The 17,402-nt window shown below is 67.0% G+C and carries 18 protein-coding genes; 13 read left to right on the top strand and 5 right to left on the bottom strand.

The window, feature by feature from the left end; translation table 11 throughout:
- Positions 1-169 precede the first annotated feature (169 nt).
- Positions 170-1,474 carry an MFS family transporter gene (locus PWP93_RS19765; RefSeq protein ID WP_421045621.1) on the top strand — a complete coding sequence of 435 codons (1,305 nt, stop codon included), beginning with the start codon at positions 170-172 and terminating at the stop codon, positions 1,472-1,474.
- Between the two features lie 29 nt (positions 1,475-1,503).
- On the opposite strand, the gene PWP93_RS19760 is transcribed toward PWP93_RS19765, so the two are convergent.
- The gene (locus PWP93_RS19760) at positions 1,504-2,988 is read right to left on the bottom strand and encodes a PLP-dependent aminotransferase family protein (protein ID WP_421045620.1); all 1,485 of its coding nucleotides are present in this window, start codon (positions 2,986-2,988) and stop codon (positions 1,504-1,506) included.
- A 117-nt stretch (positions 2,989-3,105) separates the two neighbouring features.
- Here PWP93_RS19760 and PWP93_RS19755 point away from each other — a divergent pair, with 117 nt between their 5' ends.
- The 4 genes from PWP93_RS19755 to kch all read left to right on the top strand — a co-directional run bounded on the left by PWP93_RS19755 (position 3,106) and on the right by kch (position 7,015).
- The gene (locus PWP93_RS19755) at positions 3,106-4,023 is read left to right on the top strand and encodes a DMT family transporter (RefSeq protein ID WP_421045619.1); all 918 of its coding nucleotides are present in this window, start codon (positions 3,106-3,108) and stop codon (positions 4,021-4,023) included.
- Between the two features lie 136 nt (positions 4,024-4,159).
- Positions 4,160-4,726, top strand: a complete 567-nt coding sequence (locus tag PWP93_RS19750) for a GNAT family N-acetyltransferase (protein ID WP_421045618.1) — start codon at positions 4,160-4,162, stop codon at positions 4,724-4,726.
- 177 nt (positions 4,727-4,903) lie between these two features.
- The gene (locus PWP93_RS19745) at positions 4,904-5,776 is read left to right on the top strand and encodes a mechanosensitive ion channel family protein (RefSeq protein ID WP_421045617.1); all 873 of its coding nucleotides are present in this window, start codon (positions 4,904-4,906) and stop codon (positions 5,774-5,776) included.
- Positions 5,777-5,830: 54 nt separating this feature from the next.
- Positions 5,831-7,015 (top strand): voltage-gated potassium channel protein, encoded by a 1,185-nt coding sequence (kch, locus tag PWP93_RS19740; RefSeq protein WP_421045616.1) that lies wholly within the window; start codon positions 5,831-5,833, stop codon positions 7,013-7,015.
- Positions 7,016-7,035: 20 nt separating this feature from the next.
- Here kch and PWP93_RS19735 read toward each other — a convergent pair whose 3' ends face one another.
- The gene (locus PWP93_RS19735) at positions 7,036-7,593 is read right to left on the bottom strand and encodes a putative glycolipid-binding domain-containing protein (protein ID WP_421045615.1); all 558 of its coding nucleotides are present in this window, start codon (positions 7,591-7,593) and stop codon (positions 7,036-7,038) included.
- Positions 7,594-7,823: 230 nt separating this feature from the next.
- Here PWP93_RS19735 and PWP93_RS19730 point away from each other — a divergent pair, with 230 nt between their 5' ends.
- The 7 genes from PWP93_RS19730 to PWP93_RS19700 all read left to right on the top strand — a co-directional run bounded on the left by PWP93_RS19730 (position 7,824) and on the right by PWP93_RS19700 (position 13,764).
- The gene (locus PWP93_RS19730) at positions 7,824-8,816 is read left to right on the top strand and encodes an urea transporter (protein WP_421045614.1); all 993 of its coding nucleotides are present in this window, start codon (positions 7,824-7,826) and stop codon (positions 8,814-8,816) included.
- A gap of 33 nt (positions 8,817-8,849) precedes the next feature.
- Entirely contained in the window at positions 8,850-9,626 is a 777-nt protein-coding gene (locus PWP93_RS19725; protein ID WP_421045613.1) for a class II aldolase/adducin family protein, read from the top strand.
- A gap of 29 nt (positions 9,627-9,655) precedes the next feature.
- Positions 9,656-9,871, top strand: coding sequence for a 4-oxalocrotonate tautomerase (locus tag PWP93_RS19720; RefSeq protein ID WP_421046124.1), 216 nt, complete (start codon positions 9,656-9,658; stop codon positions 9,869-9,871).
- A gap of 404 nt (positions 9,872-10,275) precedes the next feature.
- Entirely contained in the window at positions 10,276-11,715 is a 1,440-nt protein-coding gene (locus tag PWP93_RS19715; RefSeq protein ID WP_421045612.1) for a cytochrome ubiquinol oxidase subunit I, read from the top strand.
- Positions 11,716-11,769: 54 nt separating this feature from the next.
- On the top strand, positions 11,770-12,774 hold the full coding sequence (cydB, locus tag PWP93_RS19710; RefSeq protein WP_421026506.1) for a cytochrome d ubiquinol oxidase subunit II: 1,005 nt from the start codon (positions 11,770-11,772) through the stop codon (positions 12,772-12,774).
- Positions 12,749-12,904, top strand: coding sequence for a hypothetical protein (locus PWP93_RS19705; protein ID WP_167556513.1), 156 nt, complete (start codon positions 12,749-12,751; stop codon positions 12,902-12,904). The genes cydB and PWP93_RS19705 overlap by 26 nt, the downstream gene beginning before the upstream one ends.
- Before the next feature lie 62 nt (positions 12,905-12,966).
- Entirely contained in the window at positions 12,967-13,764 is a 798-nt protein-coding gene (locus PWP93_RS19700) for a hypothetical protein (protein ID WP_421045611.1), read from the top strand.
- A 55-nt stretch (positions 13,765-13,819) separates the two neighbouring features.
- Here the strand turns inward: PWP93_RS19700 and PWP93_RS19695 are convergent, their stop codons facing one another.
- The 3 genes from PWP93_RS19695 to PWP93_RS19685 all read right to left on the bottom strand — a co-directional run bounded on the left by PWP93_RS19695 (position 13,820) and on the right by PWP93_RS19685 (position 16,328).
- The gene (locus PWP93_RS19695) at positions 13,820-14,509 is read right to left on the bottom strand and encodes a methyltransferase family protein (protein WP_421045610.1); all 690 of its coding nucleotides are present in this window, start codon (positions 14,507-14,509) and stop codon (positions 13,820-13,822) included.
- A gap of 41 nt (positions 14,510-14,550) precedes the next feature.
- Positions 14,551-15,393, bottom strand: a complete 843-nt coding sequence (locus PWP93_RS19690; protein ID WP_421045609.1) for an arylamine N-acetyltransferase family protein — start codon at positions 15,391-15,393, stop codon at positions 14,551-14,553.
- A 65-nt stretch (positions 15,394-15,458) separates the two neighbouring features.
- The gene (locus PWP93_RS19685) at positions 15,459-16,328 is read right to left on the bottom strand and encodes a LysR family transcriptional regulator (RefSeq protein WP_421045608.1); all 870 of its coding nucleotides are present in this window, start codon (positions 16,326-16,328) and stop codon (positions 15,459-15,461) included.
- 112 nt (positions 16,329-16,440) lie between these two features.
- Between PWP93_RS19685 and PWP93_RS19680 the strand changes: the two genes are divergently transcribed.
- Positions 16,441-17,379: a DMT family transporter gene (locus PWP93_RS19680; RefSeq protein WP_421045607.1), complete on the top strand. Its 939-nt coding sequence runs from the start codon at positions 16,441-16,443 to the stop codon at positions 17,377-17,379.
- Positions 17,380-17,402: the final 23 nt, after the last annotated feature.

Genomic DNA, 17,402 nt, shown 5'->3' with positions numbered 1-17,402 from the left:
TACCGCATTGCTTACGTTTTCTGGAAAAAATATTACGATTGGCTAAAATCCTGTAGCCGCACGCCTGACAGGGCGACGCGCGCACCACGACGCAATCGCACGCGACGCTCACTCAGCCGTCGTGCCCCAAAGTGCAATATCAGGCGCATTTACAGGAAAAGACCAACTCATGAACGTCAAGACCGAGCTAGCCGTGCCCAGCGCGCACGACACCAGGAGACGTGTGCTCGCCATTGTCGGCGCTTCTTCGGGCAATCTCGTCGAGTGGTTCGACTTCTACATCTACTCGTTCTGCGCGCTGTATTTCGCGCCCGCCTTCTTCCCCAGCGGCAACACCACGACGCAGTTGCTGAACACCGCCGGCGTGTTCGCGGCCGGCTTCCTGATGCGCCCGATCGGCGGCTGGCTGTTCGGCCGCATCGCCGACCGGCACGGCCGCCGCGCCGCGATGATGATCTCGGTGCTGATGATGTGCGGCGGCTCGCTCGTCATCGCGGCGCTGCCCACTTACGCGCAGATCGGCTCGCTCGCACCGCTGCTGCTGCTCGTGGCGCGCCTGTTCCAGGGGCTTTCGGTGGGCGGCGAGTACGGCACCAGCGCGACCTACATGAGCGAGGTCGCGCTCAAGGGCCGGCGCGGTTTCTTCGCCTCGTTCCAGTACGTGACGCTGATCGGCGGGCAGCTCTGTGCGCTGCTCGTGCTCGTGATCCTGCAGCAGACGCTCTCGACCGCCGAGCTCAAGGCCTGGGGCTGGCGCATTCCGTTCGTGGTGGGCGCGGCCGCCGCGCTGATCTCGCTGTATCTGCGCAAGTCGCTCGACGAGACCTCCACGAGCGAATCGCGCCACAAGAAGGATGCGGGCACGATTCGCGGCGTGTGGCAGCACAAGGGCGCGTTCCTCACCGTGGTGGGCTTCACCGCGGGCGGATCGCTGATCTTCTACACGTTCACGACCTACATGCAGAAGTACCTCGTGAACACGGCCGGCATGCACGCGAAAACCGCCAGCAACGTGATGACTGCCGCGCTCTTCGTGTACATGCTGCTGCAGCCCGTGTTCGGTTCGTTCTCCGACAAGATCGGCCGCCGCATGTCGATGATCCTGTTCGGCATCTTCTCGGTGCTCGGCACGGTGCCGCTCATGCACGCGCTCAAGGACGTGTCGAATCCCTACGCGGCGTTCGGGCTCATCGTGGTCGCGCTCGCGATCGTGAGCTTCTACACGTCGATCAGCGGCCTCATCAAGGCGGAGATGTTCCCGCCCGAAGTGCGCGCGATGGGCGTGGGCCTCTCGTATGCGGTGGCCAACGCGATCTTCGGCGGCTCGGCCGAGTATGTGGCGCTGTGGTTCAAGTCGGTCGGCAGCGAATCGACTTTCTATTGGTACGTGACCGCCCTGTGCGCGATCTCGCTGATCGTGTCGTGGCGCATGCGCGACCCGAGCAAGGAAGGGTATCTGCGCCACGAGCCTTGATTTGGCGGTTCAAGCGGATTCAAGCAGATTCAAGCGGGCTCGGTGCTCTCGTGCCTGGCCCGCTCCATTGCACGCTGCAGCGTTTCGTAGACCTTCGGCCGATTGCACTGCGAAACGTTGAAGCGCAAGAACCCGCCCGCGCTGCGAGACACACTGAAGACGTTGCCCGGCGCGAGCACCACGCCATGCTCGAGCGCCTCGCGCGCGACCCGCGCGGCGTCGAGTCCGCCGGGCAATTGCGCCCATATCAGCATGCCCGCCTGCGGGCGCGTCCACGCCGTGATGCCCACCGCCGCCAGACGCCGCAGCGTCTCGCCCATCGCATCGGCAAGCTTCGCGCGCAAGCCGTCCAGATAGCGCCGGTACGTGCCGTCCACCAGCAGCCGCTGCACGAGATCGGCGGCCAGTTCCCCATTGCCGAACGACACCGACAATTTCAGGTCGACGAGCGGCTCGATCCAGTCCGCGCGCGCCGCGATATAGCCGCAGCGCGCCGCCGCCGTCATCGTCTTCGAAAAGCTGCCGATGGCCACCACGCGCCCGAGGCCGTCGAACGCGGCGAGGCGCGGCGCCGGATCGGTCTCGAAGTCGGCGAAGATATCGTCCTCGACGATCAGCAGGCCGTGCTCCTCGGCGAGCTTGAGCAGCCGGTGCGCAACCGCGGGCGCGAGCGTCGCGCCGGTGGGGTTGTGGATCGCCGAGTTGGTCACGTAAAGACGCGGGCGATGCTCGGCGAGCACGCGCTCGAACGCCGCGAGATCAGGGCCCGTGGGCGTGAACGGCACGCTCACGACCTTCACGCGATGCACGCGCAACAGCGCCTGGAAGTTGAAATAGCACGGGTCGTCGACGACCACGGTGTCGCCGGGCTCGAGCAGAAAGCGGCACAAAAGGTCGAGCGCCTGGCTGCCGCCGTCGGTGAGCACGATCTGCTCCGGCGCGGCTTCCACGCCATGCTGCGCGAGCCGCCATGCGAGCTGCTGGCGCAGCGCCGGCAGGCCGAGCGGCGAAGCATAGTTGGTGAGCTGGGCGTGCGGATCGCGGGCGATCGCGCGCAGCGCGCGCCGCACGGCCTCCTGCGGCAGCCACGACGCGGGCAGCCAGCCGCAGCCCGGCCGCAGCGCGCGCGCATCGGTTTCGAGCGACTGGCGCGTGAGCCAGAGCGGGTCGATCTCGCGGTCGAGGCGCGGGCCCGCCGCGCCGACCGAACCCAAGAGCCCGCGCGCCGCGAATGTGCCGGGCGCTCCGTAAGCTCCGAGCGCGCCCGGCAGCGCGTGCGCCGCCACGAAAAAGCCGGAGCCGCGCCGGGCAATCAGCGTGCCTTCGGCCACCAGCCGCTCGTACGCCTCCACCACCGTCGATTTCGACACGCCGATCTGCTCGCTCGTCATGCGGATCGACGGCACGCGCGCGCCCGCCGCCAGCGCGCGCGAGGCGATGCGCTCGCGCAACGCCTGCATCACCTGCTCGACGCGAGTCAGCGCGAGGATGCCTGTCTGCCGGGTGTTTTCCATCTGTACTGCTCCGTGTTTAATACAGTTTGTCCATATTGTACTGATCCTTGGCTTACCGGCTCGCCGCTGCGCGCGCATGATGCACCGATCCGCCCAAGCTCTTTTCGACCACGGCTCATGCGCAAATCTCTCGACTCCACCACCGACGGCTGGCTCTGCGGCCTCGCGGGCGTGCTGATCTTCAGCGGCTCGCTGCCCGCCACGCGTCTGGCCGTGCTCGGCCTCGACCCGCTCTTTCTCACCGGCGCGCGCGCCACGCTCGCGGGCGCGCTCGGCGCGCTGCTGCTGCTCGTCTTGCGCGCGCCCCGGCCCGAGCGGCGCGAGATCTGGCCACTCGTGATCGTGGCGCTCGGCGTGGTGGTGGGCTTTCCGCTGCTCACCGCGCTCGCGCTGCGCCATGTGAGCTCGGCGCACGCGATCGTGTTCGTCGGCCTTTTGCCGCTCGCCACGGCGATCTTCGGCGTGCTGCGCGCCGGCGAGCGTCCGCAGCCCGCGTTCTGGGTCTTCTCGGCGATCGGCAGCGGCGCCGTGGTCGCGTTCGCGCTGTGTCACGGCGTGGACGCCTCGCCCGTCGGCGACGCGCTGATGCTGGCCGCCATCGTCGCCTGCGGGCTGGGCTATGCCGAAGGCGCGCGGCTCTCGCGGCGTCTCGGCGGCTGGCAGGTGATCTGCTGGGCGCTCGTGATCTCGCTGCCCGTGATGGCGCCGCTCGCGTGGGCGTTCCTGCCTGCTTCGTTCGCGGCGGTGAGCGCGGCTTCGTGGTGGGGGCTCGCCTATGTGTCGCTCTTCAGCATGCTGATCGGCTTCGTGTTCTGGTATCGCGGCCTCGCGCTCGGCGGCATTGCGGGTGTGGGCCAGCTGCAATTGCTGCAGCCGTTCTTCGGCTTCGTGCTTGCCGCGCTGCTGCTGCACGAAGCGGTGCCGCCCGCGATGATCGCCGTGACGGCCGTGGTGATCGGCTGCGTGGCGGGGGCGCGCCGCTTCGGGCGCCGTGCCGCGGCGTCGACTCGCGCGCCGCAGGCGCAGCGCGGTTGACGTCGGCGCCCGTGGCGCGCCATTTTTGACGCGCTTCATTTCGCTGCCTACCCGAGGCATAGTGAATGGCGTTGCCGCGCCGTTCATGCCTTTGCGCAGATCGCCCGCGCGGCGCTCACTTACCCGCGCCTGCCTCATGAATGCATCCCGGAATCCCCCTCGCATCGACGCGCCGCTGCTGCGCGACGCCACGCCCGCCGACTTTCCCGCCATCGCCGCGATCTACGCGCATCACGTGCTGCACGGCGCGGCCTCGTTCGAAGAGCAGCCGCCCGCGCAGGACGAACTGCTGCGCCGCCACGCCGCGGTGCGCGAGCAAGGCTTGCCGTGGCTCGTCGCCGAAATCGACGGCCAGGTGGCTGGCTATTGCTACGCCACGCCCTATCGTCCGCGCGCGGCGTACCGCTATACCGTCGAGGATTCGATCTATATCGACGACGCGTTTCGCGGACGCGGTCTCGGCCGCACGCTCCTCGAAGCGCTGATTGCGCGCTGCGAGGCTGGCCCGTGGCGGCAGATGATCGCCGTGATCGCCGACCCGAAAGGCGGCTCGCTCGCGCTTCACGAGCGCCTCGGCTTCGAGCTCGTGGGCACGCTGCGCGCCGTTGGCTTCAAGCACGGCGCGTGGCGCGACACGACGCTCATGCAACGCGCGCTGGGTGACGGCGCGCAGACGCTGCCGCATAACTCGGCGCACACATAACGCACAAGTAACCCACGCATAACGCACGCATCGGCGCATACGAGCGCGCCACCCCGAACACGAGCCTGAATGCGAAATGCGCACCGTATGGCTCACTGCCATACACGCGCCTTTACAATACGTCCTCCAGTCAGACCGGCCGCGCGCCGGTTCGCAGAATTCGAGGACTTCGCGCTTATGGCATCCCTGTTCGCTCACATTCAACCGTCCAACTGGAATTTCCTGTGGGACGCGCTCACCAGCTTCGCGCTGCGACTTTGCGCGGCCATCGCCATTCTCTGGATCGGCTGGTGGATCGCGCGGCGCGTCGGCAACTGGTTCGCGCGCCAGGACACCATCGACGCAACGCTGCGCCCGATCATGCGCGATTCGTCGCTGTGGGGCGTGCGCCTCGTCGCAATCGTGGGCGCGCTTTCGCAGATCGGCGTGCAGACCGCGAGCATCGTGGCCGTGCTCGGCGCCGCCGGCCTCGCCATCGGCCTCGCGCTGCAAGGCACGCTGCAGAACATCGCCGCCGGCATCATGTTGCTGCTGCTGCGGCCCTTCAAGGTAGGCGACTATATCGACGGCGGCAGCAGCGCGAGCGTCGCGGGCACCGTGGAAGAGGTGAATCTCTTTACGACGCGCCTCACCAAACCCGACGGCATCTGCGAATACGTGCCCAATAGCGGCCTGTGGAGCAATTCGATCCGCAATTACAGCCGCAATCCCACGCGCCGCCTCGATCTCGAAGTGGAGGTCTCGATGAGCGACGATATGAATCGCGCCATCGAAGTGCTGCGCAAACTGGCCGCCGCGGAGCCGCACGTGCTGGCGTCGCCGGAACCGCAAGTGATGGTGAGCCGTTTCGACGACAGCACCGCCGTGCTGAATATTCGCGTCTGGTCCAACATCGACACGTTCTGGGACATGCGCTGGAGCCTCGCGAGCAAGGTGCGCCAGGCGCTCAACGATGCGCAATGCGCACTGCCGCTGCGCGCGCGCGAGCTGCATATCGTGCAGGCGCCGCCGGCGCAATCGACGCCGTCAGCCGCCCAGCGCAGCGCCTGATCCGCGCGACGCTGACCTGCGCGACACCGCACCGCCCGAACCACCACCGCCCGCATGAAAACCTTCGCACGCCGCCTGCGCACGTTCGCCACCCAGCTGGTGCCGCACGGGTATCTCGCGCTGCTGCTCGTCGTCGATGGGCTGATGCTGCTGCGCCCCGTGGCCGAGAACGCGCTGCGCCGCTCGCGCGGCTCGTGGTACGAGGACTGGATCACGCTCATCAACGCGTTCGGCGTGCTCGCGCTGCCGCAGGCCGTGATCGCGGCGGGCCTCACGACCATGGCGATCGGCATCGCGCTGCGCGCCCGCGTGGCATGGGTGATCTCGCTGCTGCTGCTCGCGGCGGCGGCCGGCATCAGCCGGTGGGGCGACTATCGCAGCGGCGTGATGTTCGCCTTCACGCTCGCGCTGGCCGTCACGCTGCTGGTTTACTGGCGGCGCTTCGACCGCTCGAGCTTCGCCGCCAGCACATTGTTCGCGATCCTGAGCATCGGCTCGTTGCTCATCTACGCGATGTTCGGCGCGCTCTATCTCGGCGACGAGTTCGCGCCGCCCGTGCGCACCATGGCGACGGCGTTCTATTTCTCGATCGTGTCGATGTCGACCGTGGGCTACGGCGATATCGTGCCGCGCTCGGACACCGCGCGGCTCTTCACGGCCTCGATCATCGTGCTCGGCATCACCGTGTTCGCCACGTCGATCAGCGCCGTGCTCGGGCCGGTGATCGGCGGCAAGCTCAAACGCATCGTGACCGGAGGCATCTCCAACGTGACCCGCAAGAACCATTATTTGATCGTCGGCGCCTCGCCGCTCGCGCACAGCGTGTACGCAGGCCTGAAAAAGCGCGGCTACGCCGTCACGGTGATCGTGTCGCCGGGCACGCCGCACACCTATCCGCCCGACGCCGATCTGGTGGTAGGCGATGCGAGCGACACGGCCACGCTGCACCACGCGAGCGCGGAAACCGCGCTCTCCGTGCTCGCGCTGCGCCTGGACGACGCCGAGAACGCCTTCGTGATCCTCGCGATCAAGGAGCTCGCGCCGAACGTGCGCACCGTGGCGCTCGTGAACGACAGCCGCAACCTGCAGCGCCTGCGCCTGCTGCAGCCCGACATGGTGTTCTCGCCGCAGCTGCTCGCGGGCGAGCTGCTCGCGCGCACGCTCAACAACGAGACCATCGACAACACGCTCATCGAGCATCTGCTGTTCGGCAAGACGCGGGCCGGCGAAGCAACATGATGCGGCAACGCTGCGCCGCTTCAGCGCGCGGGGGACGGCAAGCGGCGAAACAGCGTGGGATAGTCGATCACGAGGCCGTCTTCGTCGACGCGCAGGTTCGCGGTGAAGTCGCGGAAGATGCCTTCGTAGCGGTACTCGCGATCCGGCTCGATGCAGACATAGGCCTGCTCGACGCGTTTGGGCTCGAGTCCCGGCGCGGCGATATAGGCGACTTCGATCGGCCGCCGCTCGCCGCGCGCGAGATTCAGGCGCCGTATCGGCAGCGAGTTCGTGAAGGGCGTGGCCGCAATGTCGATATCGATGCAGCCTTCGATGGCCTCGAGCACGCGGCCTTCGCCATCGCGCCAGTGGCCGTGGCCGTCGCCATGCATCGCGAACGCCTTGCCGCCCATCACGCGAAACGCCGCGTAAGTCGCACGCCAGTGCGCATCGCAATGCACCGTGTAGCACAGGCCATAAGCCTGGCCGTAGCGCTGCCCGATCACCACGCTCTCGACGCGGATCGCGCCGCCGCTCGAATCGAAGGACAGATGCTCGATGCCTTCGCCCTCTTCCGACACCCAACGTAGCTCGCGCATGGCTCGTCTCCTTGCTGACCGCAGCGGCAATACTACCGGCAAATAGCGACTATCAACGCCCGCGCATGCGCAAGATGGGCCGCTTCGCCTATCCTCGCGCTGCGGGCCGACCGGGCGCGGTTTGCGGCCCGCCGCTTTTGTTTTGGTCCGCCTTCCTGGTCCACCCAGGCCCCGACCCGCTCGAATCCGCATTTCACAGGCCGCGCCTTCCTCGTTCCCGTTTGCCCATCATGTCCACCCCAGCGCCCGCTCAAGCCAATCCGGACGCCGCTTTCGCCAGCCCATCCGCCCACGCTGCGTCCACGGACGCTCCGCCGGGCTTCGCCGGGCGCGTGCGCACGCTCCTGCGCAGCCTCGGCCAGATCGTCCTGCAGCGGCACGCCGGCACCGGCGTCTGCCTGCTCGCGGCGCTCGCGCTGTGCGACCCGTGGCTCGCCTGCGCGGCGCTGATTGGCGCGGCAACGGCCAATCTCTGCGCGCGGCGGGCCGGCCACCCGTGCGCGGAAGTCCGCGACGGCCTCGTGGGCTTCAATGGCGCGCTGGCCGGACTGGCAGCCGTCACCTTTGCCGGAGAAAACTTCACGGCGGCGGTGCTCGCCGTGCTCGCGGCGGCGGCCACCGCATGGATCGGCGCGCCGCTCGTGCGCTGGCTGCGCCGCGCGGGCCTCTGTGTCTATTCGGCGCCCTGCCTCCTCGCGACCTGGTCCTGGATGGCGCTGGGCTTCGGCAACCCGCGCACCACCGTGACCAGCGCAATCGCGCCGGCCCATCTGGCCCCGTCCTGGCTCGACGCGGCGGCGGGCGTCCTGAGCGGCGTCGCGCAAACCACCTTCGCCACCGGCGCGCTACCGGGCCTCGTGCTGCTCGCGGGGCTCGCCTGGTCGTCGCGCCGGGCCGCGGCCTATGCGCTCGGCGGCGCGGCGCTCGCGACCGTCATCGAATACGCCATCGGCGTGCCGCCCGCGAGTTTCGCGGCGGGCCTGTGCGGTTTCAACGGCGCGCTCGCGGCGCTCGCGGCCAGTTCGCTCGGCCCGCGCGCCGCAATTTGTGCGACGATGCTTGCCGCGGCGCTGCATCTGGCCGCCATGCGCCTGGGGCTACCCGGCATGACTGCGCCGTTCGCGCTCGCCGGATGGACTGTCCACAGCGCATGGCGCCTGATCGCGCCGTACCGGACGCGGCCGAGCCAGCAGCCCGCCCCGAATTCCGCCGATGTTCATTGAAGTCCACTGAAGTTCGCTGAAGGAGAGCCGTCCATGTCATTCGCCCATCGTCCGGCCAGCATCGCCGCCGACGCCGCGCCGCCCTCCGCTGCCGAGCAGCAGATGCGCGTGGACCTTGCCGCCGCCTATCGGCTCATCGCGCTCTACGGCTGGGACGACCTGATCTACACGCATGTCTCCGCCGCCGTGCCCGGCGAGCCCGGCCGCTTCCTGATCAACCCGTTCGGTCTAGCCTTCGACGAAGTGCGCGCCTCCAATCTCGTGAAGATCGACACCGAAGGGCGCATCGTCGGCAACAGCGAGCATCCGGTCAACGCAACCGGCTTCGCGCTGCACGCGGCCGTGCACCTCGCCCGCCCCGACGCCGTGTGCGTGATGCATCTGCACAATACGGCGGGGATCGCCGTCTCGATCCAGCGCGACGGCCTGTTGCCCGCCTCGCAGCATGCGCTGCGCTTTTATGGCCAGCTCGGCTGGCACGATTACGAAGGACTGTCGTTCTCGCCTGCCGAAGGTACACGCCTCACCGCGAGCCTGGGCGCGCATCCCGCGATGCTGTTGCGCAACCACGGCACCCTCACCACGGGCCGCACCGTCGCCGAGGCATTTGTGCTGATGGCGACGCTCATCAAGGCTTGCGAAATCCAGTTGCAGGCCCAGGCCGGCGGCGTGCCGCTCGTGCTGCCCACGCCAGAGGTCTGCGCGCACACGGCCGAGCAGCTGCGCGACGGCGGCGCGATCGAAGGCGTGCTCGAATGGCCCGCGCTGCTGCGCAAGCTCGACCGCATCGACACGTCATATCGTGACTGACTGCGGCTGGTCGCGACCCAACCCGTTTTATTACCCCCGCAAACAAGGAGATCCGTATGCCGACTTTCCACATCGAGATGTTCGAGGGCCGCAGCGTCGAGAAAAAGCGCGAGCTCGCCGCCGCGCTCACCGAGACCACCTGCAAGGTTCTGGGCGTGGATGCCCAATCGGTCGACATCATCTTCACCGACGTGAAGACCGAAAACTGGGCGACCGGCGGCAAGCTGTGGAGCGATCCGCGCTGAGCCCGCCCAATTAGATCGTCGTCCTGATGATCTGACGAGAGGCCGCGGCGCGGCCTCGCCAACTGCCCCCCGCCCACCCGATTCGAACATCTCGAATTCCCGCACCTGGACGAATTGACGCACCGCATACATCCACTACACGAATCGCGCCCAATTTGACGCAAATTGACGCAGTGCGCACTCCATGCGCCAAATCAATTCGCAGTGAACGTTTTAATCCAAACAGATTAACGTCAATGATTTAGCGCACAAACTAGTCGTTTGATGATTGACTACTGCGACACGCTGGCACATGTCGCAGCGCAGCAAGAACTCGCCTGTTCGCCTACGCTTACGTCCATTCGCACGCCGCATCACGCGCGCGAAAACGCTTTCCGCTACGCAAGCATCTAGCAGGCACGCACATGCAATCGTCACTCTCGGCATTCGATCTGGCCCGGCTGCAATTCGCCTTCACCGTCTCCTTTCATATCGTCTTTCCGGCGCTCTCCATCGGCCTCGCGAGCTTTATCGCAGTGCTCGAAGCCTGCTGGCTCAAGACCCGCAAACCGTTCTACAAGGACCTGTGCCTGTTTTGGTCGAAGATCTTCGCCGTGGCCTTCGGCATGGGCGTCGTCTCGGGCGTGGTCATGAGCTACCAGTTCGGCACCAACTGGTCCGGCTTCTCGTCGTTCGCGGGCCCGGTCACGGGGCCGCTCCTCATGTACGAGGTGATGACCGCGTTCTTTCTCGAAGCGGGCTTCCTCGGCATCATGCTGTTCGGCTGGAACCGCGTGAGCCCGCGCGCGCACTTTGGCGCGACGCTGATGGTCGCCATCGGCACGCTCATTTCCACCTTCTGGATTCTCGCTTCGAATAGCTGGATGCAGACGCCGCAAGGCTTCAAGGTGCTGGACGGCCACGTCGTCCCCACCGACTGGTTCAAGATCATCTTTAACCCGTCGTTTCCGTACCGCCTTGCGCACATGGCAATTGCCGCCTTCATCGTGGCCGCGCTCGTGGTAGCCGCAACCGGCGCGTGGCACCTGCTCAAGGGCCGGCGCGACGCGGCTGTGAAAAAGATGTTCGCGATGGCGCTGGGCCTGCTGCTCGTGCTCGCGCCGCTGCAGGCACTCGTGGGCGACGCCCACGGACTGAACACGCGCGAATACCAGCCCGCCAAGATCGCCGCGATCGAAGGCATCTGGGACACCGAGCAGGGCGGCACTGCGCTCAACCTGTTCGGCCTGCCCGACATGGAAGCGGAAACCACGCGCTACGCCGTGAAGATTCCGCATCTGGGCAGCCTGATCCTCACGCATAGCTGGGACGGCGAAATCAAGGGCCTCAAATCGTTCCCCGCCGAGGAGCGCCCGAACTCGACGCTGCTGTTCTGGACCTTCCGCGTGATGGTTGGCTTGGGCATCCTGATGATCGTGCTGGGCGTGGCCGGATGGTGGCTGCACCGGCGCGGCACGCTCTACGAATCGCGCGCGTTCCAGCGCTTCGCGCTGGCGATGGGCCCCACCGGTTTCGTCACGCTGCTCGCAGGCTGGATCACAACCGAAGCGGGCCGCCAGCCGTGGGTGGTCTATGGCGTGATGCGCACCTCGCAGGCCGTTTCGCCGCTCACGGCGCAGCAGGTCAGCGTCTCGCTGATGACCTTTGTCGTCGTGTACTTTCTCGTATTCGGCACGGGCATCTACTACATGCTCAAGCTCATGCGCGCCGGCCCCGCGCTGCCCGACGAGCGCGCGCGAAGCACGCCTGCGGCACCCGCCGCCCCCATCATTCCCGCCACGCGTGTCACGGGCCAACCCGCGCGCCGCCCGACGCGCGCCGCCGATCAGCTGATCGACGCGTGACACCGGAACCCGCACGAACTCCACGATCCGCAATCGAAACGAGGCAAAACAAGCATGGATGTCACCATCATCTGGGCCGCGATCATCGCGCTCGGCCTTTTACTCTACGTGGTGCTGGACGGTTTCGATCTGGGCATCGGCATCGTGTTTCCGCTGTTCCCCGACGAAGATGAGCGCGACCTCATGATGAACACGGTCGCGCCCGTCTGGGACGGCAACGAGACCTGGCTCGTGCTCGGCGGCGCGGGGCTGTTCGCCGTGTTCCCCATCGTCTATTCGACGGTGCTCTCCGCGCTCTATCTGCCGCTCGTGTTCATGCTCGTGTGCCTGATTTTCCGCGGCGTGGCCTTCGAGATTCGCGCGAAGGCCAAGCGCACGAAGCATCTTTGGGATCTCGCGTTCATCGGCGGCTCGACGGGCGCGGCATTCTTTCAGGGCATCGCACTGGGCGCCTTCCTGCAGGGCATTCCGATGAGCGATGGGCGCTTCGCCGGCGACGCTTTCGGCTGGCTCACGCCGTTCAGCCTCCTCTCGGGCTTCGGGCTCGTGGCGACCTACGCGCTGCTCGGCAGCTGCTGGCTCGTCGCCAAGACCGAGGGCGACCTGCAGCGCCGCCTGCACAAGCTAGTGTGGCCGCTCACGGTCATGCTGCTCGGCTTCATCGCGCTCGTGAGCGTATGGACGCCGCTGCAAGACCCGGTCATTGCGCAACGCTGGTTCGGCTCGGGTCTGTTCTGGCGGCTCGCGCCGGTGCCGCTGCTGGTGCTCGCGAGCGCCATCTGGATGCGCTGGGCCGTGCAGTCGCGCCGTCACAAGACGCCGTTCGCCGCCGCGCTCGCACTCGTTCTGCTCGGCTACCTGGGACTGCTCGTGAGCCTGTGGCCCTATGCGATTCCGCAGCAGCTCACGCTCTGGCAAGCGGCCGCGCCGCGCGAGAGCCAGACCTTCACGCTGATTGGCGCGTCGTTCATCCTGCCCATCATCGTCGCATACACGGCGATGAGCTACTGGGTCTTCCGAGGCAAGCTCCGTCATGGCGACATCCATCACTACCATTAAGGCGCGAACACGCGCGCTGCCCGGCTGGCTCTGGTTCGTGCTGCTCTGGTGCGGCGGCGTGGGCGCGGCGGTCTCGCTCGGCTTCGCGTTCAAGGTCTTCATGAACCTCACGCTCTTCGCCGTCAAATAGCGCACGCCGCGTCAGGGCATGCCCTAAACTGTTGGCCATCTGTAACTTCAACGATAAAAACCATGCAGCAGATGACCTTCATGGAATGCGTGAAACACGCGTGGGCAAGCGCACGGGAAGCGTTCACGCGCATGCCGGCGCTCGTGCTCGGCACCTTCGTCGCCTACGCGGTGCTCGGCGGGCTCGCACTGGCCGGCCGGCCCTTGCCGGGCGAAGGCGCGGGGCCGTCCACCGGCCTCGTGCTGCTCGCCAACCTGGCCTCGCTGCTCAATGCGCTCATCTATATCTGGTTCACGCTGAAGGTCTACCGCTTCGTGCTGCTCGGCGAGCCCGCCACGCCGCTCATCGCGTCCGGTGCGAAGCCGCTCTTGCGCATCGTGATGCTGGGCCTCGTCATGATGCTCGCGCTGGTGGGCATCGCGGCGGCCTTCTGGCTGGTGCTGCGCCCGCGCCACGAGGGCGGCGTGGCCTTTCTTTCGCTGGTCGTCGGCGCGATCTGGGTGTTCGTCGGCGTGCGGCTCAGCCTGCTCTATCCGTCACTCGCCATCGGCGGACGCTTCGCGCTGGGCGCCGCATGGCGCGACAGCCGTGGACACTTTTGGAGCGTGCTGGGCGTCTCGTGCGTCGCGGCGCTGCCGCTGCTCGTCTGCGGCGTGCTCGCGCTGATTGGCCTCGGCGTCGCCGGCGTCACGCCCGAGGACGTGGAAACGCCCGCGTGGATCACCGTGCTCGCCATCGGGCAAAGCGTCGTCAATGTCACCTTCGCACTACTCACGAGCACGGCGCTGGCCTGGCTTTATCGACGCTATGCGAACGAACTGGAGAGCGGCGACGGCGCGAATGACGTCCGCGGCCGCTGATGGTGCCGGGCGCGCCGCGCCCTGGCGGCGCTGACGCGCGCAGCCCGCGCGGCATTCACCAGACGCCGGGCACGAACCGGTACTTCACCCGCTCCAGATAGGCGCGATAGCCCGGCAGTTCCGTGGCGAGCACACGCTCCTCGCGCACCGCGCGCCAGCCGATCCCCGCCACCATCAACGGCACGCAAGCGAGGCCCCACCACGAGCCGAGCATGAGCGGCGTGCCCGCCAGCAGCGGGATCGCGAACGCATACATGGGATGGCGCACGTAGGCATAGGGGCCGCTATCGGTCACCGTGTGGCCGCGTTCGCGCTGAATCTTCACCACCGGCGCGGCGTAGCGGTTGGCCGCGAAGACCGCGCGCATGGCATACAGGCTGGCGAAGATCCCCAGCGCGCCGCATACGCCGAGCCAGAACGGCACATGCGACCAGCGAAAGCGCATGGCGTCGACGCCGATCAGGCACAGCCACGCACACCAGCCCACCGAGACCGCCATCATGAAGATGCGGTCCCAGCCCGCCTGCTCGCGCTGGGCGAAAGGCGCGAGGCGTTCCGCAAGCAGGCCGGGGTCGGTGCGCGCGAGCCACAGGCCGATCCACGAGCCCAGCGCGGCCCATTCGAGCAGCCAGAGCCATGCGGCGGCCCAGGCCAGCGTGCCAGCCGCGACGAACAGCAGCGCGCCCTGGAACACCAGCCAGACGAACGTCTGGACGAGCAGACGCTTGACGAGAGCGTTATCCAACGCGTCCTCCTGTGTCGTCCTGATGCGCCTCGACGCATACCTCAGCGAGCCGCACCCCGCCCTTGCACACGCGCGAACAGCGCGCTCGTGTCGAAGCCCGCAGTATCCAGGCCGAACTGCTCGTTCAGGCAGCCCGCGAGTTCCGCTGCATTCGCGATCGTACGCTCGATCGTGCGCTGCCCCTTCGCGTCGCGCTCCGTATAGCGGTCGTTGAAAAGAATCGCGCGGCTGTCTTCGCGCGCGATGCAGGCAATCAGACTCTCCGTAAAGAACGATTGTGGCGACGCCGAGGTGAACCAGTTCGCCATTTCGTAATCGACCCATTGCGCGGGCGCATCGTCGAAGCGATAGACGTCGATCCAGTCATTGCCGTCGTACTGCTCGAGCTTCCACTCGCGCTCGCCGAGCGGCGTGAGCCGCGCGGGCTCGAGCAGCGTCTCTTGTGCGCCGCGCTCAGCGAACGCCAGCGGCGCACACAGCGACGCGCTGCCGAAGCCCACATCGGCAAGCCAGGCCGCACCGTCCACATGCACGCGCAGCAGCATGTGCGTGCGCGGCGTGATCGTGCCGGGCGGACGGCCGAACAGCACGCGCGCGGCCAGCGGCTCGATGCGAAAGCCCAGTTGCATGAGCGCATGCGCGAGCACGGTGTTGTGCTCGAAACAATAGCCGCCGCGCCGCGACGCCACGAGCTTGGCGAACACGTCGGGCGGCGCGACCGACACGCGGCGCGCGGCAAACGGATCGAGGTTCTCGAATGCAATCGCACGCGGATGCAGGCGGTGCAGCGCGCGCAGCACGTCGAGCGACGCGCGTCGTTCTCCGTTGTAGCCGATGCGCGCGAAATAACGATCGAGGTCGAAATGGAAATCGTGGTCGGACATGGCGGCGACTCGCTATTCGAAGGAATCGAAATGGCTCGAAAAAATAGCCGGAAGTTGCGATGATATTATGCCCGTGGACGACGCACCGAAAGATCCTGAACCATCTGCTGTACGAAATAATCGCAGGTGGGCCGGTTCGATTTGACACTGCGCGCAACAACGATGTCGAGCGGCTCTATCTTGGGCAGCCCCTGCGCCTCGCCCAGAATGTCGAAGCGCGGCGGCACGCTGCAACGCGTGAGCGCCACTACCGCGATGCCCGCCTCCACGGTCGCCATCAACCCCATCAGGCTCGCGCTGCTATAGGCCGCGCGATAGCGGATATGCGCCGCATCGAGCGCGGCCACCGTATGCGCGCGCGCCACGCTGCCGTGCTCGTACAGGCCCACCGGCAGTGGCGACATCGCGAGCGGCGCGGGATCGTCGGGTGAGCCGACCCACACCATGTCCTCGCTGCGCACGAATTCGCCGCGCAGCTTTTTATCGCGCGTCACGAAGGCGATGTCGATCTTGTTGTCCGCCAGCATCGGGCCGAGCGCGACGCTCTGCGCGCACACGATCTCGATTTCCACATGCGGATAGAGCGTCGAAAAGCGCCTGAGCACCGGCGAGAGCAGTGCGGCCATGTAGTCGTCGGGCGCGCCCAGCACGACCCTTCCCGTCACCTCGGGCCGCACCAGCGCCGACCACGCCTCTTCCTGCAGATCGAGCGCGCGCCGCGCATATTCGAGCAGCGTATTGCCAGGCCGCGTGAGCGCGAGATTGCGCGTATCGCGCGTGAACAGCGTGGTGCCGAGCATCTGCTCCAGCCGCTTGATCTGCATGCTCACCGCCGCCTGCGAGCGATGCACGGTCACGGCCGCCTTCGTGAAGCTGCCGGCATCCGCGACGGCCGCAAAGGTGCGCAACAGGTCGAGATCAAACTCGGGATTCATGATTCATAAGTCCCGTTGATGGAATTCTTCAATTTAATTCGTTTGCCGACACCCCGCAACTGGCGAATACTGACCCGGTTTTCAACTCGCTTCCCATTTGCACGTTCCAGCCATGCAATCCGGACCCCACACCGGCCGCCGCGAAGGCATCGTCATGCTCGCGGGCGGCGGGCTCCTGATGGGCACGATCGGCATCTTCGTCGAAGAGGCGCACCTTGGCGCGCTCACACTCGTGTTCTTCCGCTGCTTCTTCGGCATGCTCGCGCTCGCCGCGTATTGCGCGTGCAAGGGCTGGCTGACCCGAGGCCAGATCAAGCGCCAGTTCACGCGCCGCATGTTCGCGCTCGCGTTCGCCTCCGGCGTGCTGATGGTCACGCAGTGGGTGGGCTTCTTCGATTCGATTCATCGCACGAGCATCGCGGTCGCGACGGTCGTGTTTCACGTGCAGCCATTCTGGGTCGTGCTGATGGGCGCGGCGCTTTTTCACGAGCGACTGGGCGCGGACCGGCTCGGCTGGATCGCGATTGCCTTCGCGGGACTCGTGCTCGCCTCGGGCGTGCTAGCGGAAAGCCAGGTCGCCGACCATCCGCGCTATCTGATTGGCCTCGCCGAAGCGCTGGGCGGCTCCGTGCTCTACGCGAGCGTCACGCTGATCGCGAAGAGCCTGCGCGAGCTCCGCCCGCATCTGCTCACGCTGATCCAATGCGCGGTAGGAACGATCTGCCTGCCGCTCATCGCGCCCTTCATCGCACCGCTCGAATTCGCGCATATCGCGCCCGCGCAATGGGGCTGGCTCATCGGCATGGGCGTGCTGCACACGGGGCTGTCCTATGTGCTGATCTACGGCGCGCTGCCCAAGCTCACCACGCCCGTGATCGCGGTGCTGCTGTTCGTCTATCCGCTCACGGCCATCGCCGTCGACGCCATCGTCTATGGCCGCGCGCTGAGCGCGCTGCAACTCGCGGGCATGGTGCTGATCGTGCTGGCGAGCCTCGGCGTGAATCTCGGTTGGCGCCTGCTGCCACCGGGGCTCGCGCTCAGGCGGCGCTGAAGCGCGCCGCCCTTGCGGGTCTA

It is taken from the genome of Paraburkholderia sp. A1RI-2L (assembly GCF_048957375.1).
Classification (GTDB): Bacteria; Pseudomonadota; Gammaproteobacteria; order Burkholderiales; family Burkholderiaceae; genus Paraburkholderia.
This window is presented reverse-complemented; position numbering and strand designations above follow the sequence as displayed.

What these genes read in the sequence shown, in the direction of transcription:
- PWP93_RS19765 (WP_421045621.1), top strand. Translation starts at nt 170, where the DNA reads ATGAACGTCAAGACCGAGCTAGCCGTGCCCAGCGCGCACGACACCAGG.
- PWP93_RS19760 (WP_421045620.1), bottom strand. Translation starts at nt 2,988, where the DNA reads ATGGAAAACACCCGGCAGACAGGCATCCTCGCGCTGACTCGCGTCGAG.
- PWP93_RS19755 (WP_421045619.1), top strand. Translation starts at nt 3,106, where the DNA reads ATGCGCAAATCTCTCGACTCCACCACCGACGGCTGGCTCTGCGGCCTC.
- PWP93_RS19750 (WP_421045618.1), top strand. Translation starts at nt 4,160, where the DNA reads ATGAATGCATCCCGGAATCCCCCTCGCATCGACGCGCCGCTGCTGCGC.
- PWP93_RS19745 (WP_421045617.1), top strand. Translation starts at nt 4,904, where the DNA reads ATGGCATCCCTGTTCGCTCACATTCAACCGTCCAACTGGAATTTCCTG.
- kch (WP_421045616.1), top strand. Translation starts at nt 5,831, where the DNA reads ATGAAAACCTTCGCACGCCGCCTGCGCACGTTCGCCACCCAGCTGGTG.
- PWP93_RS19735 (WP_421045615.1), bottom strand. Translation starts at nt 7,593, where the DNA reads ATGCGCGAGCTACGTTGGGTGTCGGAAGAGGGCGAAGGCATCGAGCAT.
- PWP93_RS19730 (WP_421045614.1), top strand. Translation starts at nt 7,824, where the DNA reads ATGTCCACCCCAGCGCCCGCTCAAGCCAATCCGGACGCCGCTTTCGCC.
- PWP93_RS19725 (WP_421045613.1), top strand. Translation starts at nt 8,850, where the DNA reads ATGTCATTCGCCCATCGTCCGGCCAGCATCGCCGCCGACGCCGCGCCG.
- PWP93_RS19715 (WP_421045612.1), top strand. Translation starts at nt 10,276, where the DNA reads ATGCAATCGTCACTCTCGGCATTCGATCTGGCCCGGCTGCAATTCGCC.
- cydB (WP_421026506.1), top strand. Translation starts at nt 11,770, where the DNA reads ATGGATGTCACCATCATCTGGGCCGCGATCATCGCGCTCGGCCTTTTA.
- PWP93_RS19705 (WP_167556513.1), top strand. Translation starts at nt 12,749, where the DNA reads ATGGCGACATCCATCACTACCATTAAGGCGCGAACACGCGCGCTGCCC.
- PWP93_RS19700 (WP_421045611.1), top strand. Translation starts at nt 12,967, where the DNA reads ATGCAGCAGATGACCTTCATGGAATGCGTGAAACACGCGTGGGCAAGC.
- PWP93_RS19690 (WP_421045609.1), bottom strand. Translation starts at nt 15,393, where the DNA reads ATGTCCGACCACGATTTCCATTTCGACCTCGATCGTTATTTCGCGCGC.
- PWP93_RS19685 (WP_421045608.1), bottom strand. Translation starts at nt 16,328, where the DNA reads ATGAATCCCGAGTTTGATCTCGACCTGTTGCGCACCTTTGCGGCCGTC.
- PWP93_RS19680 (WP_421045607.1), top strand. Translation starts at nt 16,441, where the DNA reads ATGCAATCCGGACCCCACACCGGCCGCCGCGAAGGCATCGTCATGCTC.